19 protein-coding genes are annotated in these 21,860 nt (G+C 72.2%); 13 read left to right on the forward strand and 6 right to left on the reverse strand.

The features are described 5' to 3' along the window. Nucleotides 1-62: 62 nt before the first annotated feature. The gene (locus tag RNB18_RS44050) at nt 63-992 is read right to left on the reverse strand and encodes a 5'-3' exonuclease (protein ID WP_311719844.1); all 930 of its coding nucleotides are present in this window, start codon (nt 990-992) and stop codon (nt 63-65) included. 194 nt (nt 993-1,186) lie between these two features. On the opposite strand from RNB18_RS44050, the gene RNB18_RS44055 reads away from it, so the two are divergent. The 4 genes from RNB18_RS44055 to RNB18_RS44070 all read left to right on the forward strand — a co-directional run bounded on the left by RNB18_RS44055 (nt 1,187) and on the right by RNB18_RS44070 (nt 6,418). Continuing rightward, nucleotides 1,187-2,242 carry a quaternary amine ABC transporter ATP-binding protein gene (locus RNB18_RS44055; protein WP_311719765.1) on the forward strand — a complete coding sequence of 352 codons (1,056 nt, stop codon included), beginning with the start codon at nt 1,187-1,189 and terminating at the stop codon, nt 2,240-2,242. Continuing rightward, a complete protein-coding gene (locus tag RNB18_RS44060; protein ID WP_311719766.1) occupies nt 2,235-4,841 on the forward strand; it encodes an ABC transporter permease/substrate binding protein in 2,607 nt (868 codons plus the stop codon). Before RNB18_RS44055 ends, RNB18_RS44060 begins: the two co-directional genes overlap by 8 nt. Nucleotides 4,842-5,135: 294 nt before the next feature. Then, nucleotides 5,136-5,705, forward strand: coding sequence for a helix-turn-helix domain-containing protein (locus tag RNB18_RS44065; protein WP_266378847.1), 570 nt, complete (start codon nt 5,136-5,138; stop codon nt 5,703-5,705). Continuing rightward, nucleotides 5,702-6,418 carry a helical backbone metal receptor gene (locus RNB18_RS44070; protein WP_311719767.1) on the forward strand — a complete coding sequence of 239 codons (717 nt, stop codon included), beginning with the start codon at nt 5,702-5,704 and terminating at the stop codon, nt 6,416-6,418. The genes RNB18_RS44065 and RNB18_RS44070 overlap by 4 nt, the downstream gene beginning before the upstream one ends. On the opposite strand, the gene RNB18_RS44075 is transcribed toward RNB18_RS44070, so the two are convergent. Further along, a complete protein-coding gene (locus tag RNB18_RS44075) occupies nt 6,330-7,454 on the reverse strand; it encodes a TDT family transporter (protein ID WP_311719768.1) in 1,125 nt (374 codons plus the stop codon). The two genes, RNB18_RS44070 and RNB18_RS44075, sit on opposite strands and share 89 nt — an antisense overlap. A 70-nt stretch (nt 7,455-7,524) precedes the next feature. Here RNB18_RS44075 and RNB18_RS44080 point away from each other — a divergent pair, with 70 nt between their 5' ends. Further along, nucleotides 7,525-8,451 carry a LysR family transcriptional regulator gene (locus RNB18_RS44080; protein ID WP_311719769.1) on the forward strand — a complete coding sequence of 309 codons (927 nt, stop codon included), beginning with the start codon at nt 7,525-7,527 and terminating at the stop codon, nt 8,449-8,451. A gap of 65 nt (nt 8,452-8,516) precedes the next feature. Next, nucleotides 8,517-9,569 (forward strand): phosphotransferase, encoded by a 1,053-nt coding sequence (locus RNB18_RS44085; protein ID WP_311719770.1) that lies wholly within the window; start codon nt 8,517-8,519, stop codon nt 9,567-9,569. Here RNB18_RS44085 and RNB18_RS44090 read toward each other — a convergent pair. Next, the gene (locus RNB18_RS44090) at nt 9,466-10,158 is read right to left on the reverse strand and encodes a gamma-glutamyl-gamma-aminobutyrate hydrolase family protein (protein WP_311719771.1); all 693 of its coding nucleotides are present in this window, start codon (nt 10,156-10,158) and stop codon (nt 9,466-9,468) included. The genes RNB18_RS44085 and RNB18_RS44090 overlap by 104 nt on opposite strands. Nucleotides 10,159-10,225: 67 nt before the next feature. Continuing rightward, complete coding sequence (locus RNB18_RS44095; protein ID WP_311719772.1) at nt 10,226-10,963, reverse strand: FadR/GntR family transcriptional regulator; 738 nt, start codon at nt 10,961-10,963, stop codon at nt 10,226-10,228. Nucleotides 10,964-11,058: 95 nt separating this feature from the next. On the opposite strand from RNB18_RS44095, the gene RNB18_RS44100 reads away from it, so the two are divergent. Genes RNB18_RS44100 through RNB18_RS44115 form a run of 4 tightly spaced genes read left to right on the forward strand, consistent with a single transcriptional unit; the run spans nt 11,059 to nt 15,370 of the window. Further along, nucleotides 11,059-12,417 (forward strand): glutamine synthetase family protein, encoded by a 1,359-nt coding sequence (locus RNB18_RS44100; protein ID WP_311719774.1) that lies wholly within the window; start codon nt 11,059-11,061, stop codon nt 12,415-12,417. A gap of 11 nt (nt 12,418-12,428) precedes the next feature. Beyond that, a complete protein-coding gene (locus RNB18_RS44105; RefSeq protein ID WP_311719775.1) occupies nt 12,429-13,811 on the forward strand; it encodes an aldehyde dehydrogenase family protein in 1,383 nt (460 codons plus the stop codon). Continuing rightward, on the forward strand, nt 13,808-14,590 hold the full coding sequence (locus RNB18_RS44110; RefSeq protein WP_311719776.1) for a 3-oxoacyl-ACP reductase: 783 nt from the start codon (nt 13,808-13,810) through the stop codon (nt 14,588-14,590). The genes RNB18_RS44105 and RNB18_RS44110 overlap by 4 nt, the downstream gene beginning before the upstream one ends. Before the next feature lie 21 nt (nt 14,591-14,611). Then, on the forward strand, nt 14,612-15,370 hold the full coding sequence (locus tag RNB18_RS44115) for a DUF2510 domain-containing protein (protein WP_311719777.1): 759 nt from the start codon (nt 14,612-14,614) through the stop codon (nt 15,368-15,370). A 1-nt stretch (nt 15,371) separates the two neighbouring features. Here the strand turns inward: RNB18_RS44115 and RNB18_RS44120 are convergent, their stop codons facing one another. Next, nucleotides 15,372-16,574 carry an amino acid deaminase/aldolase gene (locus tag RNB18_RS44120; RefSeq protein WP_311719778.1) on the reverse strand — a complete coding sequence of 401 codons (1,203 nt, stop codon included), beginning with the start codon at nt 16,572-16,574 and terminating at the stop codon, nt 15,372-15,374. A 270-nt stretch (nt 16,575-16,844) separates the two neighbouring features. Here RNB18_RS44120 and RNB18_RS44125 point away from each other — a divergent pair, with 270 nt between their 5' ends. Both RNB18_RS44125 and mycP read left to right on the forward strand, forming a co-directional pair. Further along, a complete protein-coding gene (locus RNB18_RS44125) occupies nt 16,845-18,785 on the forward strand; it encodes a hypothetical protein (protein ID WP_311719780.1) in 1,941 nt (646 codons plus the stop codon). Further along, nucleotides 18,782-19,966 carry a type VII secretion-associated serine protease mycosin gene (mycP, locus tag RNB18_RS44130; RefSeq protein WP_311719781.1) on the forward strand — a complete coding sequence of 395 codons (1,185 nt, stop codon included), beginning with the start codon at nt 18,782-18,784 and terminating at the stop codon, nt 19,964-19,966. Before RNB18_RS44125 ends, mycP begins: the two co-directional genes overlap by 4 nt. Nucleotides 19,967-19,979: 13 nt before the next feature. On the opposite strand, the gene RNB18_RS44135 is transcribed toward mycP, so the two are convergent. After that, nucleotides 19,980-20,978, reverse strand: a complete 999-nt coding sequence (locus RNB18_RS44135) for a serine hydrolase (RefSeq protein WP_311719782.1) — start codon at nt 20,976-20,978, stop codon at nt 19,980-19,982. A 150-nt stretch (nt 20,979-21,128) separates the two neighbouring features. Here RNB18_RS44135 and RNB18_RS44140 point away from each other — a divergent pair, with 150 nt between their 5' ends. Further along, on the forward strand, nt 21,129-21,860 hold the full coding sequence (locus tag RNB18_RS44140; protein WP_311719783.1) for an SseB family protein: 732 nt from the start codon (nt 21,129-21,131) through the stop codon (nt 21,858-21,860).

Genomic DNA, 21,860 nt, shown 5'->3' on the forward strand with positions numbered 1-21,860 from the left:
ACCTAAGTTAGCATCCACCCCCCTGGTGATGGCATGCCACTCGTGGAAAGCGCGGGCAATATTTACGCGCCGAGCGTCGCCATCAGCCGCTGCAGTGAGCCACCCAGCCCCCACCGGTCAGCCAGCTTCTCCAGTGCCGCGGGATCGCGTGGTGTGCGCGGAACCGCGGTCTCCACCTGCGGCAGCGGGACGTCACCGGCCACCAGTACCACCTTCGGTGCCACGGCGACGTACGGCCGCGACTCGTCGAGCCGCTTGCGCTGCGACGGTGTGAGCTTCGCCTTCGGGTCGTCGACCGCGGCCATGATGCCGGCCAGGTCGCCGAACTCGGCGAGCAGCTTGGCAGCCGTCTTCTCGCCGATGCCGGGGACGCCCGGCAGGCCATCGCTCGGGTCGCCGCGCAGTGTCGCCAGATCCGCGTACCCACGGCCGTCGACGCCATACTTCTCGCGCAGCCAGGCCTCGTCGGTCAGCTGGAGCGTGCCGACGCCCTTGAGGGGATACAGCACCCTCACCCCGCGCTCGTCGTCCACGAGCTGGTACAGGTCGCGGTCGCCGGTGACGATGTCGACCGGGCCCGTCGCCCGCGCGGTGAACGTGCCGATCACGTCGTCCGCCTCATAGCCGGCCACGCCCACACGCGCGATGCCGAGCGCGTCCAGGACCGCCTCGATGACGGGCACCTGCGGCGAGAGCGTGTCCGGCACCTCCTCCTCGTCCGGGCCGCTCTCGTGCTCCTCGGCGACGCGGTGCGCCTTGTAGGAGGGGATGAGGTCGACCCGCCACTGGGGGCGCCAGTCCGCGTCCATGCAGGCCACGAGCATGTCGGGCCGGTGGTCCTTGACCAGGCGGTCGATGAATTCGAGGAGGCCGCGCACGGCGTTCACCGGCGTGCCGTCCGGTGCCTTCACCGACTCCGGCACGCCGAAGTAGGCACGGAAGTAGAGAGAGGCGGTGTCGAGGAGCATCAGTCGTCCGGTCACGCTTCGCATCATGCCGTACGGCACCGACACCGGCCGTCGTCCCTTGCCTCGTCCGGCGGGTGTGAGCGTCCTGTGAACTGGACCACCGGTGCGTTTGGCCGAAAGGCATCGGGGCAGGCGCCGCCTCGGAGCGAGGCAGGTTGCACCTTCAACTGTCGCGGCCCTTCGTCTCCCCCCAGTGGTCGAAGAGACGAGAGGCACGCGTGTCATCAAGGCTTGAGGCAGAGCAGCTGTACAAGGTGTTCGGAAGACGTCCGGACGAGGCGGTCGAGCGGCTCCGCGAGGGCGCCGACCGGGAGGGACTGCGCGCCGAGGGCACCACGGCCGCGGTGATCGACGCCTCCTTCACCGTGGAACCGGGTCAGATCTTCGTCGTCATGGGTCTGTCCGGCTCCGGCAAGTCCACGCTGCTGCGCATGCTCAACGGCCTCCTGGAGCCGACCGCGGGCCATGTCCGCTTCGACGGCCAGGACCTCACCGCGCTCACCGACCGCGAACTGCGCGCCGTACGCGCGAAGAAGATCAGCATGGTCTTCCAGCACTTCGCGCTCTTCCCGCACCGCAGCGTCCTGGAGAACGCCGCCTACGGCCTCGCCGTGCAGGGCGTCGCCAAGGCCGAGCGCATCGAGCGGGCAACCGAGGCCCTGGAGCTGTGCGGCCTCAAGGGCTGGGAGAAGTCCTGGCCCGACGAGCTGTCCGGCGGCATGCAGCAGCGCGTGGGCCTGGCCCGCGCGCTCGCCACCGACGCCGACCTGCTCCTCATGGACGAGTCCTTCAGCGCGCTCGACCCGCTGATCCGCCGGGACATGCAGGACCAGCTCCTGCAGCTCCAGCAGACCCTGAAGAAGACGATCGTCTTCATCACCCACGACCTCAACGAGGCCATGCGCCTGGGCGACCGGATCGCCGTCATGCGCGACGGCCGGATCGTCCAGATCGGCAGCGCGGAGGACATCCTCGTGCGGCCCGCCGACGACTACGTCGCCTCCTTCACCAAGGACGTCGACCGCTCCCGCGTCCTGACCGCGTCCGCCGTCATGGACACGGACGTGCGCGACGCCGAGGCCGACTGCGGCTGCGGCTGCGCGAGCGACTGTGAGACCGCGACGCCCGACACGCCGTTCACCGAGCTCTGCGCGATGAGCGCCCGGTCGACGCATCCGGTGGCCGTCCTCGACGAGCACCGCAAACTCGTCGGGGTGGTCCCGCAGCAGCGACTGCTCGGCTTCCTCGGCGAGGCGGAGGTGGCCCATGCCTAGGATCCCGCTCGGCGACTGGGTCAACGACACCGTCGACTGGCTGCTCGACCACGTGTCCTGGCTCTTCGACTTTTTCAAGACCGTCTTCACCGGCACCTACGACGGTATCGACGCCGTCCTCCAGGCGCCCCAGCCCCTTCTGCTCGCGGGCATCTTCGCCGTGATCGCCTTCTGGCTGCGCGGCACCCTGGCCGGCCTCCTCACCTTCGCGGGATTCGCCTTCATCGACTCCCTCGAACTGTGGGAGGACGCGATGACGACCCTCTCGCTGGTCCTGGTCGCCACGATCATCGCGCTGGTGATAGCCGTCCCCGTGGGCATCTGGGCGGCCCGCTCGAACCGGGTCAGCGGACTCGTCCGTCCCGTCCTGGACTTCATGCAGACGCTGCCCGCGATGATCTACCTCATCCCGGCGATCCTGTTCTTCGGCACCGGCGCCTCCGCGGGCATCGTCGCCACTCTGATCTTCGCGCTCGCCCCCGGCGTCCGCATGACCGAGCTCGGCATCCGCCAGGTCGACAAGGAGCTCGTCGAGGCCGCCGAGGCGTTCGGCACCAGCCCCCGCGACACCCTCCTGCGCGTCCAGCTGCCGCTCGCGCTGCCCACCGTGATGGCGGGCGTCAACCAGGTCATCATGCTCGGCCTGTCGATGGCCGCGATCGCCGGCATGGTCGGCACCGGCGGCCTCGGCGGCGACGTCAACGAGGCCATCGGCCAGCTCAACGTGGGCCTCGGCTCCGAGGCCGGCGTCGCCATCGTGATCCTCGCGATCTACCTCGACCGCATGACCAGCGCGCTCGGCACCCAGGTCTCCCCGCTGGGCCGCCGCGCCGCCGCCAAGGCGCGCACGACCCAGGGGCTCAGGATCTGGTCCTACCGCCCCCGTCCGCAGATCGCCGTGATCGGCGTCGTCGTCCTCGCCCTCGTCGCGGGCGGTATGGGGATCTTCGGCGGCACCTCGGGCGAGGCCACGGCCGTCTCCGGCGGCAAGGACGTCGGTCAGGGCAAGAAGATCAGCATCGGCTACGTCCCCTGGGACGACGGCGTCGCCTCCACCTTCCTCTGGAAGGAGATCCTGGAGGAACGCGGCTACCAGGTGGACGCCAAGCAGTTCGACGCCGGGCCGCTCTACACCTCCCTCGCCTCCGGCAACGCCGACTTCATGACCGGCGCCTGGCTGCCGACCACCCACGAGCAGTACTGGAAGAAGTACGGCAGCAAGCTCGACGACCTCGGGGCCTGGTACGACAAGACCTCTCTCGAGCTGAGCGTGCCGTCGTACATGAAGGACATCAACTCCCTGGCCGACCTCAAGGGCAAGGCCTCCCAGTTCGGCGGGAACATCACCGGCATCGAGTCGAGCGCCGGTGAGATGGCCCTGCTGAAGAGCAAGGTCCTGAAGGCGTACGGCCTCGACAAGGAGTACAAGGTCGTCGACAGCTCCACGCCCGCCATGCTGGCCGAGCTCAAGCGGGCGTACGCGCAGAAGGACCCGATCGTCGTCACACTCTGGTCGCCGCACTGGGCGTACAACGACTACGACCTGAAGAAGCTCAAGGACCCCAAGGGCGCCTGGGGCTCGGGCGACGGCATCCACACGGTGGCCCGCAAGGGCTTCGCGGCCGAGAACCCGGTCGTCGGACAGTGGCTGAAGGGTTTCAAGCTGGACGAGAAGCAGCTCACCAGCCTGGAGGCCGAGATCAACAAGGCGGGCAAGGGCAAGCAGCAGGACGCCGTGCGCACCTGGCTGAAGCAGCACCCCGGCCTGGTCGACAAGCTGGCCCCCGTCCAGAAGACGGCGGCGGAGGCCAAGCGCCCGGTGAACGTGGCCTGGTTCCCCTGGGACGAGGACATCGCCGTCACCTATCTCTGGAAGAACGTTCTCGAAAAGCGCGGCTACAAGCTCAACCTCAAGCAGATGGACGTGGGCCCGGTCTACACGGGCCTCGCCTCCGGAGACCTGGACCTCAACTTCGACGCCTGGCTGCCGTACGCCCAGAAGAACTACTGGGACAAGAGCAAGGACAGACTCGCCGACCTCGGCACCTGGTACGAGCCGACCTCGCTGGAGATCGCGGTGCCGTCGTACGTCAAGGGTGTGAAGTCCTACGAGGACCTGAAGGGCAAGGCCTCCCAGTTCGACGGGAAGATCATCGGCATCGAGCCGGGCACCGGCGAGATGAACCTCCTCAAGAACAAGGTCCTGCCCGGCTACGGCCTCGACAAGGAGTACGACGTCGTGGACGGCTCCACTCCCGCGATGCTGGCCGAGCTCAAGCGTGCCTACGCCAAGAAGCAGCCCGTCGCCGTCGTCCTGTGGTCCCCGCACTGGGCCTACAGCCAGTACGACCTCACCAAGCTGAAGGACGACAAGAAGCTCTTCGGCGAGGGCAACACGATTCGCACCATCGCCAACGAGAAGTTCCCCTCGCAGTATCCGCAGCTCACCAAGTGGATCAAGGGCTTCCATATGAGCGAGGACGAGCTCGGTACCCTGGAGGGAGAGATCAACAGGTACGGCCAGGGTCACGAGGAGCAGGCCGTCGCCGCCTGGCTGAAGGAGCATCCGGAGATGGTCGGGCGGATGACACCGTCATAACCGCTCCGGGAGCACGGTAAGGATCCGGCCAACCACATAGAGCTACGCCATCGCCCGAACTTCGCCGCCGACAAGGGGACTTGGGCGGCGGGCGACGGGTGAGGGCCCGCCTTCCGGCCCCCTGGTGATCCACCGGGGGGCCGTTCGGCTGGCGTGAAGTGTGAGGTACGGTCGCACGCCGTGTGACATCGATGTGACGGCCGCGTGAAACGGTTTGCCGAACATGCGTAGGGTGCAGACAACTCATCAGGGGACGTGTCACAGGACCGACGAGCGGAGGAGGGAGCCGGAGCCATGGGCGACCACAAAGAACAGCCCCTTCGGGTCGGCGCGGCCGTGCGCCGCAGGCGCCGCGCGCTGGAGCTCACCCTCGCCGTCGTGGCCGAGCGCAGCGGCCTCTCGGTTCCCTTCCTGAGCCAGATCGAGAACGAACGCGCCCGCCCCAGCCGCAGCTCCCTGGAGAAGGTCGCCGACGCCCTGCGCACCACCGCCGTCGAACTCCTCGCCGCCGCCGACCCGGCGTGCAGCGTCGACGTCGTGCACGCCGAGGGCCCGGAGCCGGACTACGCACCCCGGATGCGTTCCCTGGTGCGCGGTCACCACCAGATGCACGCCCAGGAGTTCACCGGTGATCATGACGCGGGACGTGAATTCCAGTACCGCAACGACCAGTTGATGTACGTCGCCGACGGCGCGGTGGACGTCGAGGCGGAGGGGCGCGCCTACCGGCTGGGCCGCGGCGACACCCTGTACCTCACCGGCGGGGTGCGGCACCGCTGGCGGGCGACTGTGGCGGACACCCGCGTGGTCGTCGTCGCCGTGGCCGAACACATCGAGGCCGTCCGGGACCGGCCCCGGCGGTGAGAGTCGTCTCCCTGGTCCCCTCGCTGACCGAGGCGATCGCCCGCTCGGCACCGGGCGCCCTGGTCGGTGCCACCGATTGGTGCACCCATCCGGCAGACCTCGACGTCACCCGCGTCGGCGGCACCAAGAACCCGAAGCTCGACCGGATCACCGCCTTCGCCCCCGACCTGGTGATCGCGAACGAGGAGGAGAACCGGGAGCCGGATCTGGCCGCCCTGCGGGAGGCGGGTCTGGAGGTCCTGGTCACCGAGGTCCGGGACGTCCCGCAGGCCTTCCGGGAGCTGGCCCGGGTGGTCGAGGCGTGTGGCGTCGTACGGCCGCGCTGGCTGGACGAGGCCGAGGAGTCCTGGTCGGCGCTCAAGCCCCCCGCGCGCCGCAGGACCGCCGTCGTACCGATCTGGCGTCGGCCGTGGATGGTGCTGGGCCGGGACACGTTCGCGGGCGATGTGCTGTCCCGCCTGGGCGTGGACCATGTGTACGCCGGCCACGAGGACCGCTATCCACGTGTCCCGCTGGAGGAGCTGCGGGCGGCGGCACCGGACCTGGTCGTCCTCCCCGACGAGCCGTACCGCTTCACCCCCGAGGACGGCCCGGAGGCCTTCCCCGGCCTGGACTGCGCACTCGTCAGCGGACGGCACCTGACGTGGTACGGACCCTCACTGGCAGAGGCGCCACGCGCGCTGGGCGAGGCCCTGCGAGCAGCGCGCCGCTGACGACCCCGCGCGCGGTGTGCAGGGCGGCGGTGGCCCAGGCGGCGACGAGAGCGATGAAGAGGCCGACGGCGAGCCAGTCGTAGACGACGAGTCCCGTGTGCCGGGCCAGCGCCTCGGCCCCCGTGACACAGGTGCCGACGGGGAAGGTGAAGGCCCACCAGGTCATCGCGAAACGCATCCCGTGCCGGCGCGCACGGACGGCATGCGCGGTGGCGAGCCCCAGCCACAGCAGCGCGAACCCCATGACGGGAACGCCGTACAGCACCGCGAGAACGCCGAAACCCTGGCTGTAGGGGGCCGCCACGACACCGGGGGCCACGTCCGCGAACTTGCCGACGGCGGTGGTGGACTGGCCGAGCGGGCCGAGGACCAGGAAGAGGGTCGGGGTGAGGGCGAGGGGGAGCGGCCCGCCGGTGACGATTCGGGCGAAGACGAGCGGCAGCATGGCCAGGGTCGCGAGGAGGCTGAGCCCGAACATCGCGAAGCAGGCGAGGAGCAGGGTCTCGCGCGGCTGACCGGCCGGGAGATGCGGCACGAGGAGCGGCCCGAGCGCGGCGGACACCATGGGCGCGACGAGAGGGAGCAGCCACACGGGTGTGGCCTGCCGCGGGTCGGCTTTCTGCCGTACGGCCATGAGGTACGGCACGGTGATCGCGGCGGCGAGTCCCACGGCCGTACCGGTGGTGAACAGCACGGCGTCGAGGGCGACCGCGGCGGTCGTGCCGATCCAGTACCGGCCGACGGTGAGGGCACCGCCCCCGACGGCCAGCAGGGCCATGGCGAGGCAGCCGTAGAAGGGAGCCACGGCGGGGTCGAGGAGGTGGGCGCGGGCCTGGTCGCAGTGATGGCGCCAGTGCAGGGCGCGGGCGCAGAGAACGGTGAGCAGCAGGACGAGGGACAGGAGCCAGACGGCCGCGCAGATCGTGCGCAGGCCGGGGAGGTGCACGGGGAGCGCGGCGCCGGCGGTGGCGACGATCGCGGTGCCCATGACGGAGGCGTACCAGTTCGGCCCGAGGTGACGGACGGCGGTGACCATGTCTCCACGGTGTCGTTCGGGACGGGCCGCGACCAGGGAGTATGGCTCTATGAGGGCATAAGCTGTCTTTATGAGCGGTGTGGATCGGCAAGGGGCGGCGGTGGGCGGCGGGCTGGCCCACCGGGTACCGGATCTCGGGGCGCTGGAGCTGCTGCTGGCCGTGGCGCGGCTCGGGAGCCTCGGCGGGGCGGCGCGGGAGGTCGGCATCACCCAGCCGGCGGCGAGCAGCCGGATCCGTTCCATGGAACGGCAGTTGGGAGTGGCCCTGGTCGACCGCTCGCCCCGCGGCTCCCGGCTCACGGACGCCGGGGCGCTGGTGACGGACTGGGCGCGGCGGATCGTGGCGGCGGCGGAGGCCTTCGACGCGGGGGCGCAGGCGTTGCGGGTCCGGCGCGACTCCCGGCTGCGGGTGGCGGCGAGCATGACGATCGCGGAGTATCTGCTGCCGGGGTGGCTGCTGGCGCTGCGTGCCGGGCGGCCGGACACGGCGGTGTCCCTGCACGCGGGGAACTCGGCGGCGGTGGCGGAGCGGTTGCTGTCGGACGAGGCGGACCTGGGCTTCGTGGAGGGCCTGACGGTCCCTCCCGGCCTGGACTCGGTGGTGATAGCCCACGACCACCTCATCGTGGTGACCGCCCCGGGACATGTGTGGGCCCGCCGCCGACGCCCTCTGGCCTCCACCGAACTGGCGGCGACACCGCTGATCCTCCGTGAGAAGGGCTCGGGCACCCGGCAGGTGCTGGACACGGCCCTGGGCGGCCTGGCCCGCCCGCTGATCGAACTCTCCTCCACCACGGCGGTGAAGGCGGCGGTGGTGAGCGGAGCGGGTCCGGCGGTCCTGAGCGAGCTGGCGGTGGGAGAGGAACTGGCGATGCGCCGCCTGGTGCGGGTGCCGGTGGAGGGGGTGTCCCTGGCACGGGACCTGCGGGCGGTGTGGCCCACGGGCCACCGACCGGTGGGCCCGGCGAGAGACCTGCTGTCGCTGACGCGGGCGTAGGACGGTTCCTCGCGGGGGCGAAAACCCTTGGCGAACCGGCCCGGCGGGCCCGCACCATGAACCGCATGACCGCCACCGCCCCGCCCGCCACCGGCGTCCGCACCCCGTGGGAAGACCTCCCCGAGGTCGTACGCGACGCCGTCGCGGACGTGCTCGGCGGACGGGTCACCCACGCCACCACCCAACCCGGCGGATTCTCCCCCGGCGCCGCCACCCGCGTCCGCTCCGCCACCGGCCACCGGGCCTTCGTCAAGGCCGTCAGCGGCGACACCAACCCCGACAGCCCGGAACTGCACCGCACCGAGGCCCGGAACACCGCCGCGCTCCCGGCCACGGTCCCGGCGCCCCGCCTGCTCGGCACCTACGACGACGGCACCTGGGTGGCCCTCGTGTACGAGGACGTCCCCGGCCGCCAGCCCCACATCCCGTGGCAGAAGACCGAGTTGGCGCGCGTCCTGGACGCGGTGGCGGAACTGAGCCGCACCCTCACCCCGTCCCCGCTCGACGCCCCGTCCGCCGCCACGGCCCTCGCCCGCACCTTCGGCGGCTGGCAGCGACTCCTGGACGGTGACCACGAGGGCCTCGCGGAACACCTCGGCCCCTGGACCGCCACCCATCTGCCCCGGCTCGCCGAACTCGCCGCCCCCTGGCCCGAGGCCGTCTCCGGCGACACCCTCGCCCACGGGGACCTGCGGGCGGACAACATCCTGCTCACCGACGCCGGCCGGACCGTGTTCGTCGACTGGCCGCACGCCCTGCGTGCCAATGCATGGTTCGACCTGCTGGTGATGCTGCCGTGCGTCCGCGCCCAGGGCGGCCCGGACCCGGAGGAACTGTTCACGGCACATCCGCTGGGCGCGCCCGCCGACCCGGACGCCGTCACCACCGCCCTCGCGGCCCTGACCGGCTACTTCCTGTACCACTCCCTGCTGCCCCCGCCGCCCGGCATTCCCACCCTCCGGGCCTTCCAGCGGGCACAGGGCGACGCGGCCCTGGCCTGGCTCCGGCGGCGGCTCAGCCTGCGTTGGCGGCCGCCGCCACCAGCCCCCGCATCACCCGCAGGTCCGTGCCCATCTCCGGATGCCACTGCACACCCAGCACCCAGGGCGGGCCGGTGAGTTCGACGGCCTCCACCGTGCCGTCCGGCGCGTGCGCGGACGGCAGGAGGCCCTCGCCGAGGCGGTCCACCGCCTGGTGGTGGTAGGTCGGTACGGAGGTCTCCTCCGGGGCGAGGTCGCCGTACACCGTGCCCGGTACGGGCTTGACCGGGTGGTGGCCGAAGACTCCCGGCACCTCCGCGTGGCCGTCGATGTGCTGGACGAGGGTGCCGCCGAGGGCGACGTTCAGCAGTTGCATGCCGCGGCAGATGCCCAGGAGGGGGACGCCGGCCGCCAGCGCCGCCCTGATCAGGGCCAGCTCCCAGGTGTCCCGGGCGCGAGCGGGCGGGCCCGTGCGGGGGTCGGGGGCGGCGCCGTAATGGACCGGCTCGACGTCCGGGCCGCCCGCGACGACCAGACCGTCGAGGCGGGCCACCGTCGCGGCCGCGTGCTCCGGGGCGTCCGGCGGGAGCATCGCGGCGAGGCCGCCCGCGCGTTGGACGAGTCGCGGATAGCCGGCCGGCAGCAGCGCCGCCTCCAGCTCCCAGAGGCCCCAGCGCGTGCCGGCCTCCAGATACGTGCTGACACCGATCAGCGGTCGTACGGTCACACGGCCCTCCCAGGCTTGCAATGGCCCACGCCCATACCTTTGCTCCTGGCGGTGTCAAGAATCAAGGTCACGCCAGGAAACCGCGCAGCAGCGCAGCCGTCCCCGCGCAGTGCTCCCGCATCATCTCCCGGGCCCCGTCGGCGTCCCCGTCCAGCACCGCATCCACCAGCGCCGCGTGCTGCCGCTGGGAGTGCTCCAGGTTGCGGACCAGGAGCGGGATGCAGTCCAGGAGGTCGTTCACCGAGGCCCGTACCGCCGCGTACTGGGCGGTCAGCGTGGGTGAGCCGCACAGTTCCGCCAGCGTGAGGTGCAGCAGCGTGTCCAGGCGCCGGTAGTCCGCCAGCGGAGCCTCCTGGGTGGCCGCCAGGGCCTCGCGCAGCCGCTGCGCCTGCTGGTCCGTGAGGCCGTGCGCCGCGCACAGACCCGCCGCGCCCACTTCAAGGACCTCCCGGAAGCGCAGCACGTCCTCGATGTCCGCCTCGGCGATCCGGCGCCGCAACTCCTCCTCGCCGACCGCGTCCTGCGCGCGGGGCAGGACGAACGTGCCGCCGTACCGCCCGCGCCGCGACTCCACCAGCCCCTGGTCCTGGAGCACCTTCAGCACCTCGCGCAGCGTCACCCGGCTGATCCCGAGCCGCTCCGCGAGCTCCCGCTCGGCCGGCAGCCGCCCGCCCCCCGGTACCAGGCCGAGCCGCACGACCTGGAGGATCTGCTCCAGCGCCTCCTCGAAGCCGTTGCCCGCCCTGACCGGCCGCAGCACCGGCGTCAACCGGTCGTCCGGGCCGCCGTCAGCGTCCACCGACATATGGCCGAGCCCCCTTCCCAAGCAATGGTTCAGAGCAATACCTTATGGCTCCCGGCCCGGTCGGAAAAACGCGCAGCAGCCGAAGGAGCTCTCCCGTGGCAGACCGCACACCCCCGCTCGGCGTCGAGGAGCTGCATGCCCTCGTCGCGAGCGGTGAGATCGACACCGTCGTCCTGGCCTTCCCCGACATGCAGGGCCGGCTCCAGGGCAAGCGGTTCGCCGCCCGCTTCTTCCTCGACGAGGTACTCCACCACGGCACCGAGGGCTGCAACTACCTCCTCGCCGTCGACACCGAGATGAACACTGTCGACGGCTACGCGATGTCGTCCTGGGACCGGGGCTACGGCGACTTCGCCATGCGCCCCGACCTGAGCACCCTGCGCCGCGTGCCGTGGAACGCCGGTACGGCCATGCTGGTCGCCGATCTCGCCTGGGAGGACGGTTCCCCGCTCGTCGCCGCGCCCCGCCAGATCCTGCGCCGCCAGCTGGAGCGGCTCGCCGAGCTCGGCTACACCGCCCAGGTCGGCACCGAGCTGGAGTTCATCGTCTTCAAGGACACCTACGAGCAGGCCTGGGACGCCAACTACCGAGGGCTGACGCCGGCGAACCAGTACAACATCGACTACTCGGTGCTGGGCACGGGCCGCATCGAGCCCCTGCTCCGCCGTATCCGCAACGAAATGGCGGCCGCCGGGCTCACCGTCGAGTCCGCCAAGGGCGAGTGCAACCCCGGCCAGCACGAGATCGCCTTCCGCTACGACGAGGCCGTCGTCACCTGCGACCAGCACGCCATCTACAAGACCGGTGCCAAGGAGATCGCCGCCCAGGAGGGCGTGTCGCTCACCTTCATGGCCAAGTACAACGAGCGCGAGGGCAACTCCTGCCACATCCACCTCTCACTCGCCGACGCCGCCGGCAACAACGCGATGGCCGGCCCGGACGGGATGTCGGACGTGATGCGGTACTTCCTCGCGGGGCAGCTGGCGGCCCTCAGGGACTTCTCGCTCCTCTACGCCCCCAACATCAACTCCTACAAGCGGTTCCAGCCGGGCTCCTTCGCCCCCACGGCTGCGGCATGGGGCCACGACAACCGCACCTGCGCCCTGCGGGTCGTGGGCCACGGCCGCTCCCTGCGCTTCGAGAACCGGCTGCCCGGCGGTGACGTCAACCCGTACCTCGCGGTCGCCGGGCTGGTCGCGGCAGGGCTGTACGGCATCGAGCAGAAGCTGGAGCTGCCGGAGGCGTGTACCGGCAACGCCTACACCGCCGAGTACGCCCACGTCCCCACCACCCTGCGCGAGGCCGCCGAGCTCTGGGAGAACAGCCCGATCGCCAAGGCCGCCTTCGGCGACGAGGTCGTCGCGCACTACCGCAACATGGCCCGCGTCGAGCTCGAAGCCTTCGACGCGGCGGTCACCGACTGGGAGCTGCGCCGCTCCTTCGAACGTCTGTGAGAGGCACTCCGTTGTCCCCGTCGTCCTACGAGCATGAGCTGATCGTCCTCAACCCGGCCACCGAGGAGGTCGTCGCCACCGTCCCCGCCGCCACCGCGGCCGACGTGGACGCGGCCGTCGCCAGGGCTGCCAAGGCGCAGGCGAAGTGGGCCGCGCTCGCGCCCGCCGACCGGGCCCGGCTGCTGCGCCGGTTCGCCGACGTCGTCGACCAACACGTCGAGGAACTGGCCCGGTTGGAGGTCCGCGAGGCCGGTCACCTCCTCGGCAACGCCCGCTGGGAGGCCGGCAACGTCCGTGATCTGCTGGCCTATGCGGCCGGGGGAGTGGAGCGGCTGAGCGGCCGCCAGATCCCGGTCCCCGGCGGACTCGACGTCACGATCCTCGAACCGCTCGGTGTCGTCGGGGTCATCGCGCCCTGGAACTTCCCCATGCCCATCGCGGCCTGGGGTACGGCCCCCGCGCTCGCCGCCGGCAACGCCGTCGTGCTCAAGCCCGCCGAGACGACCCCGCTCACCGCCCTACGGCTCGCCGAACTCGCCCTGGAGGCAGGGCTCCCGGACGGCCTGTTCCAGGTGCTGCCGGGCCACGGCCCGGTCGCCGGCACCGCCCTCGTCGAGCACCCCGGCGTCGCGAAGATCGTGTTCACCGGCTCCACCGGCACCGGCCGTGCCGTCATGGAGGGCTGCGCCCGCCAGGTCAAGCCCGTCACCCTCGAACTCGGCGGCAAGAGCCCCAACATCGTCTTCGCGGACGCGGACCTGCGCACGGCCGTCGACCCCTTCTCCTTCCTCGACAACTCCGGCCAGGACTGCTGCGCCCGCACCCGGATCCTGGTCCAGGAGCCGGTCTACGACGAGGTCCGCGAACTGCTCGCCGACGCGGTGAACGCCGTGGTCGTGGGCGACCCCGCCGACGAGAAGACCCAGATGGGCCCGCTGATCTCGCGCCGGCAGCTGGAGCGCGTACGGGCACTGGTCCCCGCCGACGCACCCGGACTGCGCGGCAGCGCGCCCGACGGGCCCGGCTTCTGGTTCGCGCCGACCGTCCTCACCGGCGAGGCGCCCGACTCCGAGGCCGCCCGCGAGGAGATCTTCGGCCCGGTCGCCGTTCTGCTGCCCTTCACCGACGAGGAGGACGCGATCCGGCTCGCCAACGACACCCCGTACGGCCTCTCCGGTTCCCTCTGGACCCGCGACCTGGGCCGCGCCCTGCGCGTCTCCCGCGCGGTCAAGGCGGGCAACCTGTCCGTCAACTCCCATTCCAGCGTCCGCTACTGGACCCCCTTCGGCGGCTACAAGCAGTCCGGACTCGGCCGCGAGCTCGGCCCGGACGCCCTGACCGCCTTCACCGAAACCAAGAACGTCTTCATCAGCACGGAGGGCCCCGCACAGTGACCGATCAGATCGTGTGCCGTCGACTCGTCGGCCGCACCGCCGTCATCACCGGAGCCGGCAGCGGCATCGGTCTCGCCACCGCCCGCCGGTTCGCTGCGGAGGGCGCCAGTGTCGTCTGCGCCGACGTCGACGAAACCCGCGGCAAGGCCGCCGCGGACGAGGTCGGCGGGCTCTTCGTCAAGGTCGACGTGACCGACCCGGAGCAGGTCGAGGCCCTGTTCAAGACGGCGTACGACACCTACGGCAGTGTCGACGTCGCCTTCAACAACGCGGGCATCTCCCCGCCCGACGACGACTCCATCCTGGAGACCGGTCTCGAGGCCTGGAAGCGCGTCCAGGAGGTCAACCTGACCTCCGTCTACCTGTGCTGCAAGGCGGCGATCCCCTACATGCGGCGCCAGGGCAAGGGCTCCATCATCAACACGGCGTCCTTCGTGGCCCGGATGGGCGCGGCCACCTCGCAGATCTCCTACACCGCCTCCAAGGGCGGCGTGCTCGCCATGTCCCGCGAACTGGGCGTGCAGTTCGCGCGGGAGGGCATCCGCGTGAACGCCCTGTGCCCGGGCCCGGTCAACACCCCGCTGCTCCAGGAACTGTTCGCCAAGGACCCCGAGCGGGCCGCACGCCGCCTCGTGCACATTCCGGTCGGCCGGTTCGCCGAGGCCGAGGAGATCGCCGCCGCCGTCGCCTTCCTGGCCAGCGACGACTCCTCCTTCGTCAACGCCAGCGACTTCCTCGTCGACGGCGGCATCTCGGGGGCGTACGTCACACCGCAGTAGGTCTCGCCCTACAGTGCCCCCATGAGCAGGACGCTCCCGCCCGGCTGGTACCCGGACCCCGACGCTCCGCACCTGGAGCGCTGGTGGGACGGGACGGCCTGGACGGACCACCGGCGCGCCCCGGAGGGCCCCGGCCCCCCGCGGCCGGCCGGCGGGGCCTCGGGGCGCGCGAAGGCCGTAGCCCTGACGGCCTCGGGGGTCGTCCTCGTCGCCGCGATCGTCAGCGGGGCGTTCGCCCTCGCCCGGGGCGACGGCGACGACGTCGTGGCGGACACGGCACCTACGGTCGCGACGCCCCCGCCTTCCACGGCCTCCCCGGACCCGTCCCGCCTGGTCGACGAACTCGACGGCATCAGCCTGCCGTTGCCCGACGGCTGGGTCCCGGCGAAGTACGTCACCCGCGACAACGTCGTGATGACCACCGACGGCGGCAGGGTCTTCACGCGCACCCTGCCCGCGGACTCCGGGGCGTCCCCGGCATCCCTCGCGAAGAAGGACATACCGCAGGCCGCCCACAGTTCCTACGCCGGCATCCGCAGCCACCGGGTCGTCGGATCGGAGCGCGTCGCCGTCGCCGGATGCACCGGATACGTGGTGCGCTGGCGGGTGGAGTCGGCCCAGGGATCCGAGGGTTACGTCCAGTCGCTGGTCTTCACTCCCGCCCCCGGCGGACCCCGGAACGCCGTCGTCGTCCGCTTCGCCTTCGACGCGGGTCCTGACGGGCCGCCGCTCGCCGACATGGACCGGATCACCGACGGGATCCGGTCGGTCGGCCGTTGACCTAGAGGAACGTGTGGCCTTCCCCGCGGTACGTCGGGACGGTCGCCGTCACCGCGTCCCCCTCGATCAGGTGCAGCCTCTCGAACCGCTCGCACAGCTCACCGGCCTTGGCGTGCCGGAACCACACCTTGTCGCCGAGCAGCAGATCGTCCGCGGGCGAGCCGAGCAGCGGGGTCTGCACCTCGCCGGGCCCCTCCTGCGGGTCGTACTTCAGCCCTTCCGGCAGATACGGCACCGGCAGTCGGTCGGGTCCGGCCGCGCCGGAGGCCGGGTAGCCACCGCCGAGGACGGTCACGACGCCGACCCCCGGCCTGCGCACGACGGGCTGGGCGAAGAGGGCGGCCGGACGTCCGCTGAAGGACGTGTAGTTGTCGAACAGCCTCGGGACGTACAGCCCCGACCCGGCGCCGATCTCCGTGACGGCGTCCTCGGCGGCGGTGTGCTGCACACTGCCCGTGCCACCGCCGTTGACGAACTCCAGGTCCGGCACGACGGCCCGCACCGCGCGCACCACCGCGGCGCGCCGCTCGGCGAGCTCCCGGCGGGCGGTGGCCTGCATCAGCCGGACGGCCCGGGAACGCAACGGCCGTCCGGCGACCGAGTCCCCGACACCGGCGATGTGCCCCTCATAGGCCATGATCCCCACGACCTCGAACCCGGGGCGCCGGGCCACCGCGCGTGCCATGTCGGCGACCTGGGTGGGGGAGTGCAGCGGTGAACGCCGGGCACCGACCCGCACCTTGCCGCCGAGCAGCTTCAGCGAGGTGTCCAACTCCAGGCAGACCCGGATGACTTCGGTGCCGCCGGCGCGGGCCCCGTCGATGAAGGCGAGCTGCGCAGGGTCGTCGACCATCACCGTCACGGCGGCGGCGAGCTTGGGATCGGCGGCGAGTTCGGCGTATCCGGCGCGGTCGGCGGAGGGGTAGGCGAGCAGGATGTCGTCGAAGCCGCCCCGGGCCAGCCACAGGGACTCGGCGAGCGTGAAGGACATGATGCCCGCGAATCCGTCCTTCGCCAGGACGCGTTCGAGCAGTGCCCGGCACCGCACGGACTTGCTGGCGACGCGGATGGGTTTCCCCGCCGCCCGGCGGACGAGATCGTCCGCGTTGGCATCGAAGGCGTCCAGGTCCACGATCGCGAGTGGGGCGTCGAGATGGGCGGTGGCCCGGTCGTAACGGGCCCGGTCGGCGGCGCGCGCAGTCATGAACGAAGACTGCCAGACAGGATTACCGCAGGGTAGGGGGACGTTCCGGGCAGATGCCCCCGGCCTGGTGGACTGGTTCCCGTTCGCCCAGGAACAACCCGTAGAGTGACGCGCACGCACGCAGGGCTGTACGCCCCCCGTCGCCGCCGCGCCGGGATGCCGGCCCTTCCGTGCGGGTATGCGTGCCCGGACGGCCGTCTTCCCTGCCGGCGACTCCGACGAGGGCCCGCGCACGACCGAACGGCCCGGACATGAGGAAACGGGGGGTGCATGAGCACCGAAGCACGTCGCGCCTCGGTTCCTCCACGCCCGACGACCCCACCGAGGCCGGCCCAGCCGCCGGCGGTGGGCGAGGACGGGCCGGGTTCGGAGCCGTCCGAGGAGTCGGGCCGGCGGGAGATCGTCGAGCCGGGCGGGCGGATGAGCGAGGACACCGACTGGCAGGCGTTCGGTGAGCGGACCCGACGAGGCCCGCAAGCGCAGGGTCGGGCGACGTTCGGCGGGTTCGACTGGCAGGGGTCCGAGGAGAGCGGCGCACGGGTGTCCGGCGGTCCGGACACCTCCGGTCGCCGGGCACCCGGTGACGCGGGCGGCGACATGAACGCGCGACGGGAGACCGACGTGCCGGGCGGGGAGCGGTCCCAGGCAACGGGTGCCACCGGTCGGCCGCCGATACCGATGACCAACGACGCGCGGCCCCCGGCCCCCTCCGACACCGACGCCCGATCCGGCCCCCGGAACTCGAGCACCCCGCCTCCGCCCCCGGCCTCGGCCCGCTTCCCGGACACCCCTCCGGCGCCGGACCCGAACACCCCCGGGGTTCCCGCGCAGGGTTCACCGCCGGTGTCCGGTGTCGTGCCGCCCCGGCCCGGCGCTCAGCCCTCCGTGCCCCCGCGTCGTGCCGCCGCCCCCGCCGAGAGCGCGTCCGAGACGACCTTCCGGATGCGGCCGGTGCCGCCGGGACCGGCGGATGGTGACGGGCGTACCCGCTCGGCGTCCACGCCCTCCGCCCCGCGGGGGGCTTCCGGCGGCACCGCCATACCGCCCGTGCCCGACGCCCGCCCCGGCTCCGGCTCCGGTCGTCCTGGAGCCGATCCACACCGTCCGGGTGCCGCCGCAGGGCCCCAGACCGGTGCGCGGCCGGGTGCGCCCGCCCGCCCCGGATTCCCGCCGCGCCCCACGCGTGAGGCGTCGGGCACCGCTGCGATGCGCACGCCCTCGGGACCGCCGACCGTGCCACCGCCGCCCGCGGGTCCGCCGAGAACGCCCCCGGCGCCCACCAACCGGCCCTCCACACCCCCCGCCTCCGCAGAATCGGCGGCCACCTCCCTCGCACCCGACCCCGCCCTCTCCTGGAGCGCCCCCCTGCCCCCGCTTGCCGGAACGCCCGGCAACGGGCGGCCCGTCGTGTCGTTCGGTGAGCCCGAGGTCGGCTACAAGGAGCGGTCGTGGTGGGTGCGGATTCCTCCCCGGATCGCCGCCGTGGCCGCGTGCGCCGTGCTCGGGCTCGGCCTCATCGGCGGTGCCGTGACCGGGAGTTGGCTGACCGGGGACTCCGGGGACGAAGGCGGCGGCGACAGGTTCACCCAGGCCGGTGAGCTGTGGCACAGCGTGCCCGTCGACCAGCTGTTCCCGCCCAACGTGGACGGCCAGGGCGCCGGGCCCGGCGGAGCCGACCGCACCTGGACGCGGATCGCCGTCGCCCCCGACAGCGGCTGCACGAACGCCTTCGACCCCCTGCTGCGCAAGGCCCTCGCCCCCGTCGGCTGCGAACGCCTCCTGCGCGCCACCTACACGGACGCCACCCAGAGCTACGTCACCACCGTCGGCCTCCTCTTCACCGACGCCGACGCCACCGCCATGCGCGAACTCGACACCCGCTTCACCCGCGACGGCCTGGCCGACCGCACCGACCTGATGCCCCTCCCGTACGCCGCGAAGAACACCCTCGCCGCGGACTTCGGTGCGGCGCAGCGGGCCTCCTGGACGATCTCCGTCCTCACCGACGCCCCCGTGGTCGCGTTCGCCGTCTCCGGCTGGGCGGACGGCCGTACGGTCGACACCCCGGAGCCCGCAGAGAAGGCCATGGAGTCCGGCGACACCACCCCCGCCGCCCAGGCCGGTCTCGGCAACGAGGCCCAGGGGCTGGCCGACCGCGTCGAACGCGCCCTGCGCAAGACCGTCACCTCGCCCCCGGAGCAGTCCTCATGAGCGTCACGACCCGCCGGGCAGGTCTCCTGAGCGTCCTGCTCGCCGCCTCCGTCGCCCTCGTCCCGCCCACCGCCGCGCACGCCGACGGCATCCGCGCCAAACAGTGGGCCCTGGAGGCCATGCACACCCAGGAGGCCTGGCAGACCACGAAGGGCGCGGGCGTCACCGTCGCCGTCCTGGACACCGGCGTCGAGAACGACCACCCGGACCTCGTCGGCAACGTCCTCACCGGCAAGGACATGATCGGATTCGGAGCCGTGCGTGGGCAGCGGCCCTGGGCGCGGCACGGCACCGCCATGGCCGGCATCATCGCCGGTCACGGACACGGCGTGGGCAACGGAGACGGTGTCATGGGCATCGCCCCCGAGGCCAAGATCCTCCCCGTCCGCGTGATCCTGGAGGACGGCGACCCGGCCCGCTCCAGGGCCCGCAACACCCGCGGCAACGCCCTGGCCGAGGGCATCCGCTGGGCCGCCGATCACGGCGCCGACGTCATCAACCTCTCCCTCGGCGACGACTCCGCCTCCGCGCACCCCGAGGCCGGTGAGGACGACGCGGTCCAGTACGCCCTCAAGAAGGGCGCCGTCGTCGTCGCCTCGGCGGGCAACGGCGGTGAGAAGGGCGACCACATCTCCTACCCGGCCGCGTACCCGGGCGTCATCGCCGTCACCGCCGTCGACAAGTTCGGCACCCGCGCCTCCTTCTCCACCCGCCGCTGGTACGCCACGGTCGCGGCCCCCGGTGACGACGTCGTCATCGCCGACCCCGACCACAAGTACTACGAGGGCTGGGGAACCAGCGCCGCCTCCGCGTTCGTCTCGGGCGCGGTCGCCCTCGTCAAGGCAGCCCACCCGGACCTGACGCCCGCACAGATCAAGAAGCTCCTGGAGGACACGGCCCGCAACGCCCCCTCGGGCGGCCGCGACGACTCCCGCGGCTTCGGCTTCGTCGACCCCGCGGCAGCCCTGAAGTCCGCGGCCCGCCTGAAGCCGCAGGGCCTGCAGCCGGCGTCCTACGGCGAGAAGTACTTCGGCTCCGGCCCCGATGCCGCCAAGTCGGAGAACGACACGGCCAGTTGGGCGGCCCCGCTCGCGGGCGGCCTGGGCGTGGCCCTGCTGGTCACCGGGGTGGTCCTGTGGCGCGGCCGCCGGGGCCCCCGCCGGTCCTACGAGGGCTACTGAGGCGGGCGAAGCCTCAACGGGCCGCCGCGCTCGTGGCGTTCGCCGACGCGGATGCCGAGGCGTCCTCTCCCGTGAACACCGACACCGCAGCCTTCGCCGCCGCCTCCACCAGCGAAATCCCCTTCGCCTGTGTGGAGCTCCCCTTCGAGAGCACGGCCACCAGATACCTGTGGCCGTCCACCGTCACCCGCCCGATGCTGTTGACGTCCCACAGCCCGGTCGTGCTGCGCGGCAGCCACCCGTTCTTCAGCGCCCACCCGGAGCCGTCGGCCGCGGCCGACACACCCCACTGCTGGTCGGCCTCTATCCGGCCCATGAGCCCCTGAAGGTACGACCGCGAGGTCTCGCTCAGCTCCGAGTCGTCCCCGAACACCTGCTGGAGCAGGGTGAGCTGGTCGGCCGCCGTGGTCTGGGTCAGCCCCCACAGCGCCCCCTCGCCGCCCTGCGTGCCGGTCAGCCCGAACTTCTTGTTGGCGGCGTCGAGCCCGGAGGCCTTCCCGATGAGGTCCCACAGCGCCGACGCCGAGGTGTTGTCGCTGTTCTCGATCATCGTGGTGGCGTACGCCTTCTCCCGCGCGCCGAGCTGTGTGCCCGCCTCCTGGTGCCGGAGCAGCAGCGCCGCGAGGATGTCGACCTTCACGATGCTCGCCGTGTCGAAGGCGCCGTCGCCGTAAACCGTGCTGTCGCCCGACTCCAGGTCGAGCACCGCCGCCGAGACCTTCTCGTCGCCCGTCACCCTCACCGCCTTCATGGCGTCGGACAGCCGCTCGTCGAAATCCACCACCGGCTCCGTCACCGCCGCCGCCTCCTCAGTCGTGGCCGCCGGGGAGGACGAGAACGACGGCATCGGCGCCGACGATACGGTGCCGCCCCCGGAGTGCGCCTGCGCCTTCACGTACACGGTGCCCCCGGCAGTGACGCCGGCGATGGCGACACAGGCGAGCGCGGTGTACATCAAAGGCCGCAGGGGGAATCTGCGGACGCGACGGCCGGGGGCTCTGGAGGACTCCATGCCGCTGATCGTCGGGCCGCCGACTGTGCGGGCCGTTAGACGGACGTTAGAGCTGTGTCAGCGAACTCTGAGAAACCCGTGAAAGCGGTCACGGGCGGGTTTCCGGGCCCGCACAACCGCAGCAGCAAGCCCCCTATAGGGTCGGTGACCGTGGCGAACAAGAACATTCCCGACCCCGGCTTCTCCGACGACGACGGCTCCGCCGATCCCCGGCTGAGCGCGGCGCTCGCGGCCTGGGCCGAGGACCGCGCCGCCGTGGGCCCGGTCCTGGACGCCCTCAAGGGCGCCCGGCTGCTCGTCCCCGTGGTGGCCGTGCTCGGCGAGGTCGAGGAGGACGAGAAGGGGCTGCGCCGCGAGAAGACCAGCGACATGGCCGTGCCCACCCTCAAGGCAGGATCCCGGACCGCCCTGCCTGCCTTCACCTCCACCGCGTCGCTGGCCCGCTGGGACCCCGAGGCCCGCCCCGTCGCCGTACCCCTGCACCAGGCGCTGCAGGCCGCCGCGCACGAGAAGGCCGACACGGTCGTACTGGATCTGGCGGGGCCGGTGCCCTTCGAGCTGACCGGCTCCGCGTTGCTCGCCCTTGCCGAGGGACGGACCACCACGGACCCACTCGCCGACCCGGCGGTCGTGGACGCGGTGCGCGCCGTGGTCGCCGACGTGCCCGCGGTGCTGCGTGCCTATCTCGGCCCGGGCCGGGCCGACGGGACCCTCGCCCTGGTCTTCGAGCCGGCCGTGCCGCACGACGCCGGCGTCCACGCGGTCGCGCGGCGCCTGGCCGCCGACGAAACACTGAGGGCCCGCCTGGTACGCGGCCTCGACCTGGCAGTCCTGCCGGCCGGGGCCACGCCTCCGGGCGAGCCCTTGTACGTACGAGGGTGA

This window comes from Streptomyces doebereineriae (assembly GCF_031845645.1).
Taxonomy (GTDB): Bacteria; Actinomycetota; Actinomycetes; order Streptomycetales; family Streptomycetaceae; genus Streptomyces; species Streptomyces canus.

Bases quoted from the DNA above. Each gene is read 5' to 3' on its own strand.
- RNB18_RS44050 (WP_311719844.1), bottom strand. From the start codon at position 992: ATGCGAAGCGTGACCGGACGACTGATGCTCCTCGACACCGCCTCTCTC.
- RNB18_RS44060 (WP_311719766.1), top strand. From the start codon at position 2,235: ATGCCTAGGATCCCGCTCGGCGACTGGGTCAACGACACCGTCGACTGG.
- RNB18_RS44065 (WP_266378847.1), top strand. From the start codon at position 5,136: ATGGGCGACCACAAAGAACAGCCCCTTCGGGTCGGCGCGGCCGTGCGC.
- RNB18_RS44075 (WP_311719768.1), bottom strand. From the start codon at position 7,454: ATGGTCACCGCCGTCCGTCACCTCGGGCCGAACTGGTACGCCTCCGTC.
- RNB18_RS44080 (WP_311719769.1), top strand. From the start codon at position 7,525: ATGAGCGGTGTGGATCGGCAAGGGGCGGCGGTGGGCGGCGGGCTGGCC.
- RNB18_RS44085 (WP_311719770.1), top strand. From the start codon at position 8,517: ATGACCGCCACCGCCCCGCCCGCCACCGGCGTCCGCACCCCGTGGGAA.
- RNB18_RS44095 (WP_311719772.1), bottom strand. From the start codon at position 10,963: ATGTCGGTGGACGCTGACGGCGGCCCGGACGACCGGTTGACGCCGGTG.
- RNB18_RS44115 (WP_311719777.1), top strand. From the start codon at position 14,612: ATGAGCAGGACGCTCCCGCCCGGCTGGTACCCGGACCCCGACGCTCCG.
- RNB18_RS44120 (WP_311719778.1), bottom strand. From the start codon at position 16,574: ATGACTGCGCGCGCCGCCGACCGGGCCCGTTACGACCGGGCCACCGCC.
- RNB18_RS44125 (WP_311719780.1), top strand. From the start codon at position 16,845: ATGAGCACCGAAGCACGTCGCGCCTCGGTTCCTCCACGCCCGACGACC.
- mycP (WP_311719781.1), top strand. From the start codon at position 18,782: ATGAGCGTCACGACCCGCCGGGCAGGTCTCCTGAGCGTCCTGCTCGCC.
- RNB18_RS44135 (WP_311719782.1), bottom strand. From the start codon at position 20,978: ATGGAGTCCTCCAGAGCCCCCGGCCGTCGCGTCCGCAGATTCCCCCTG.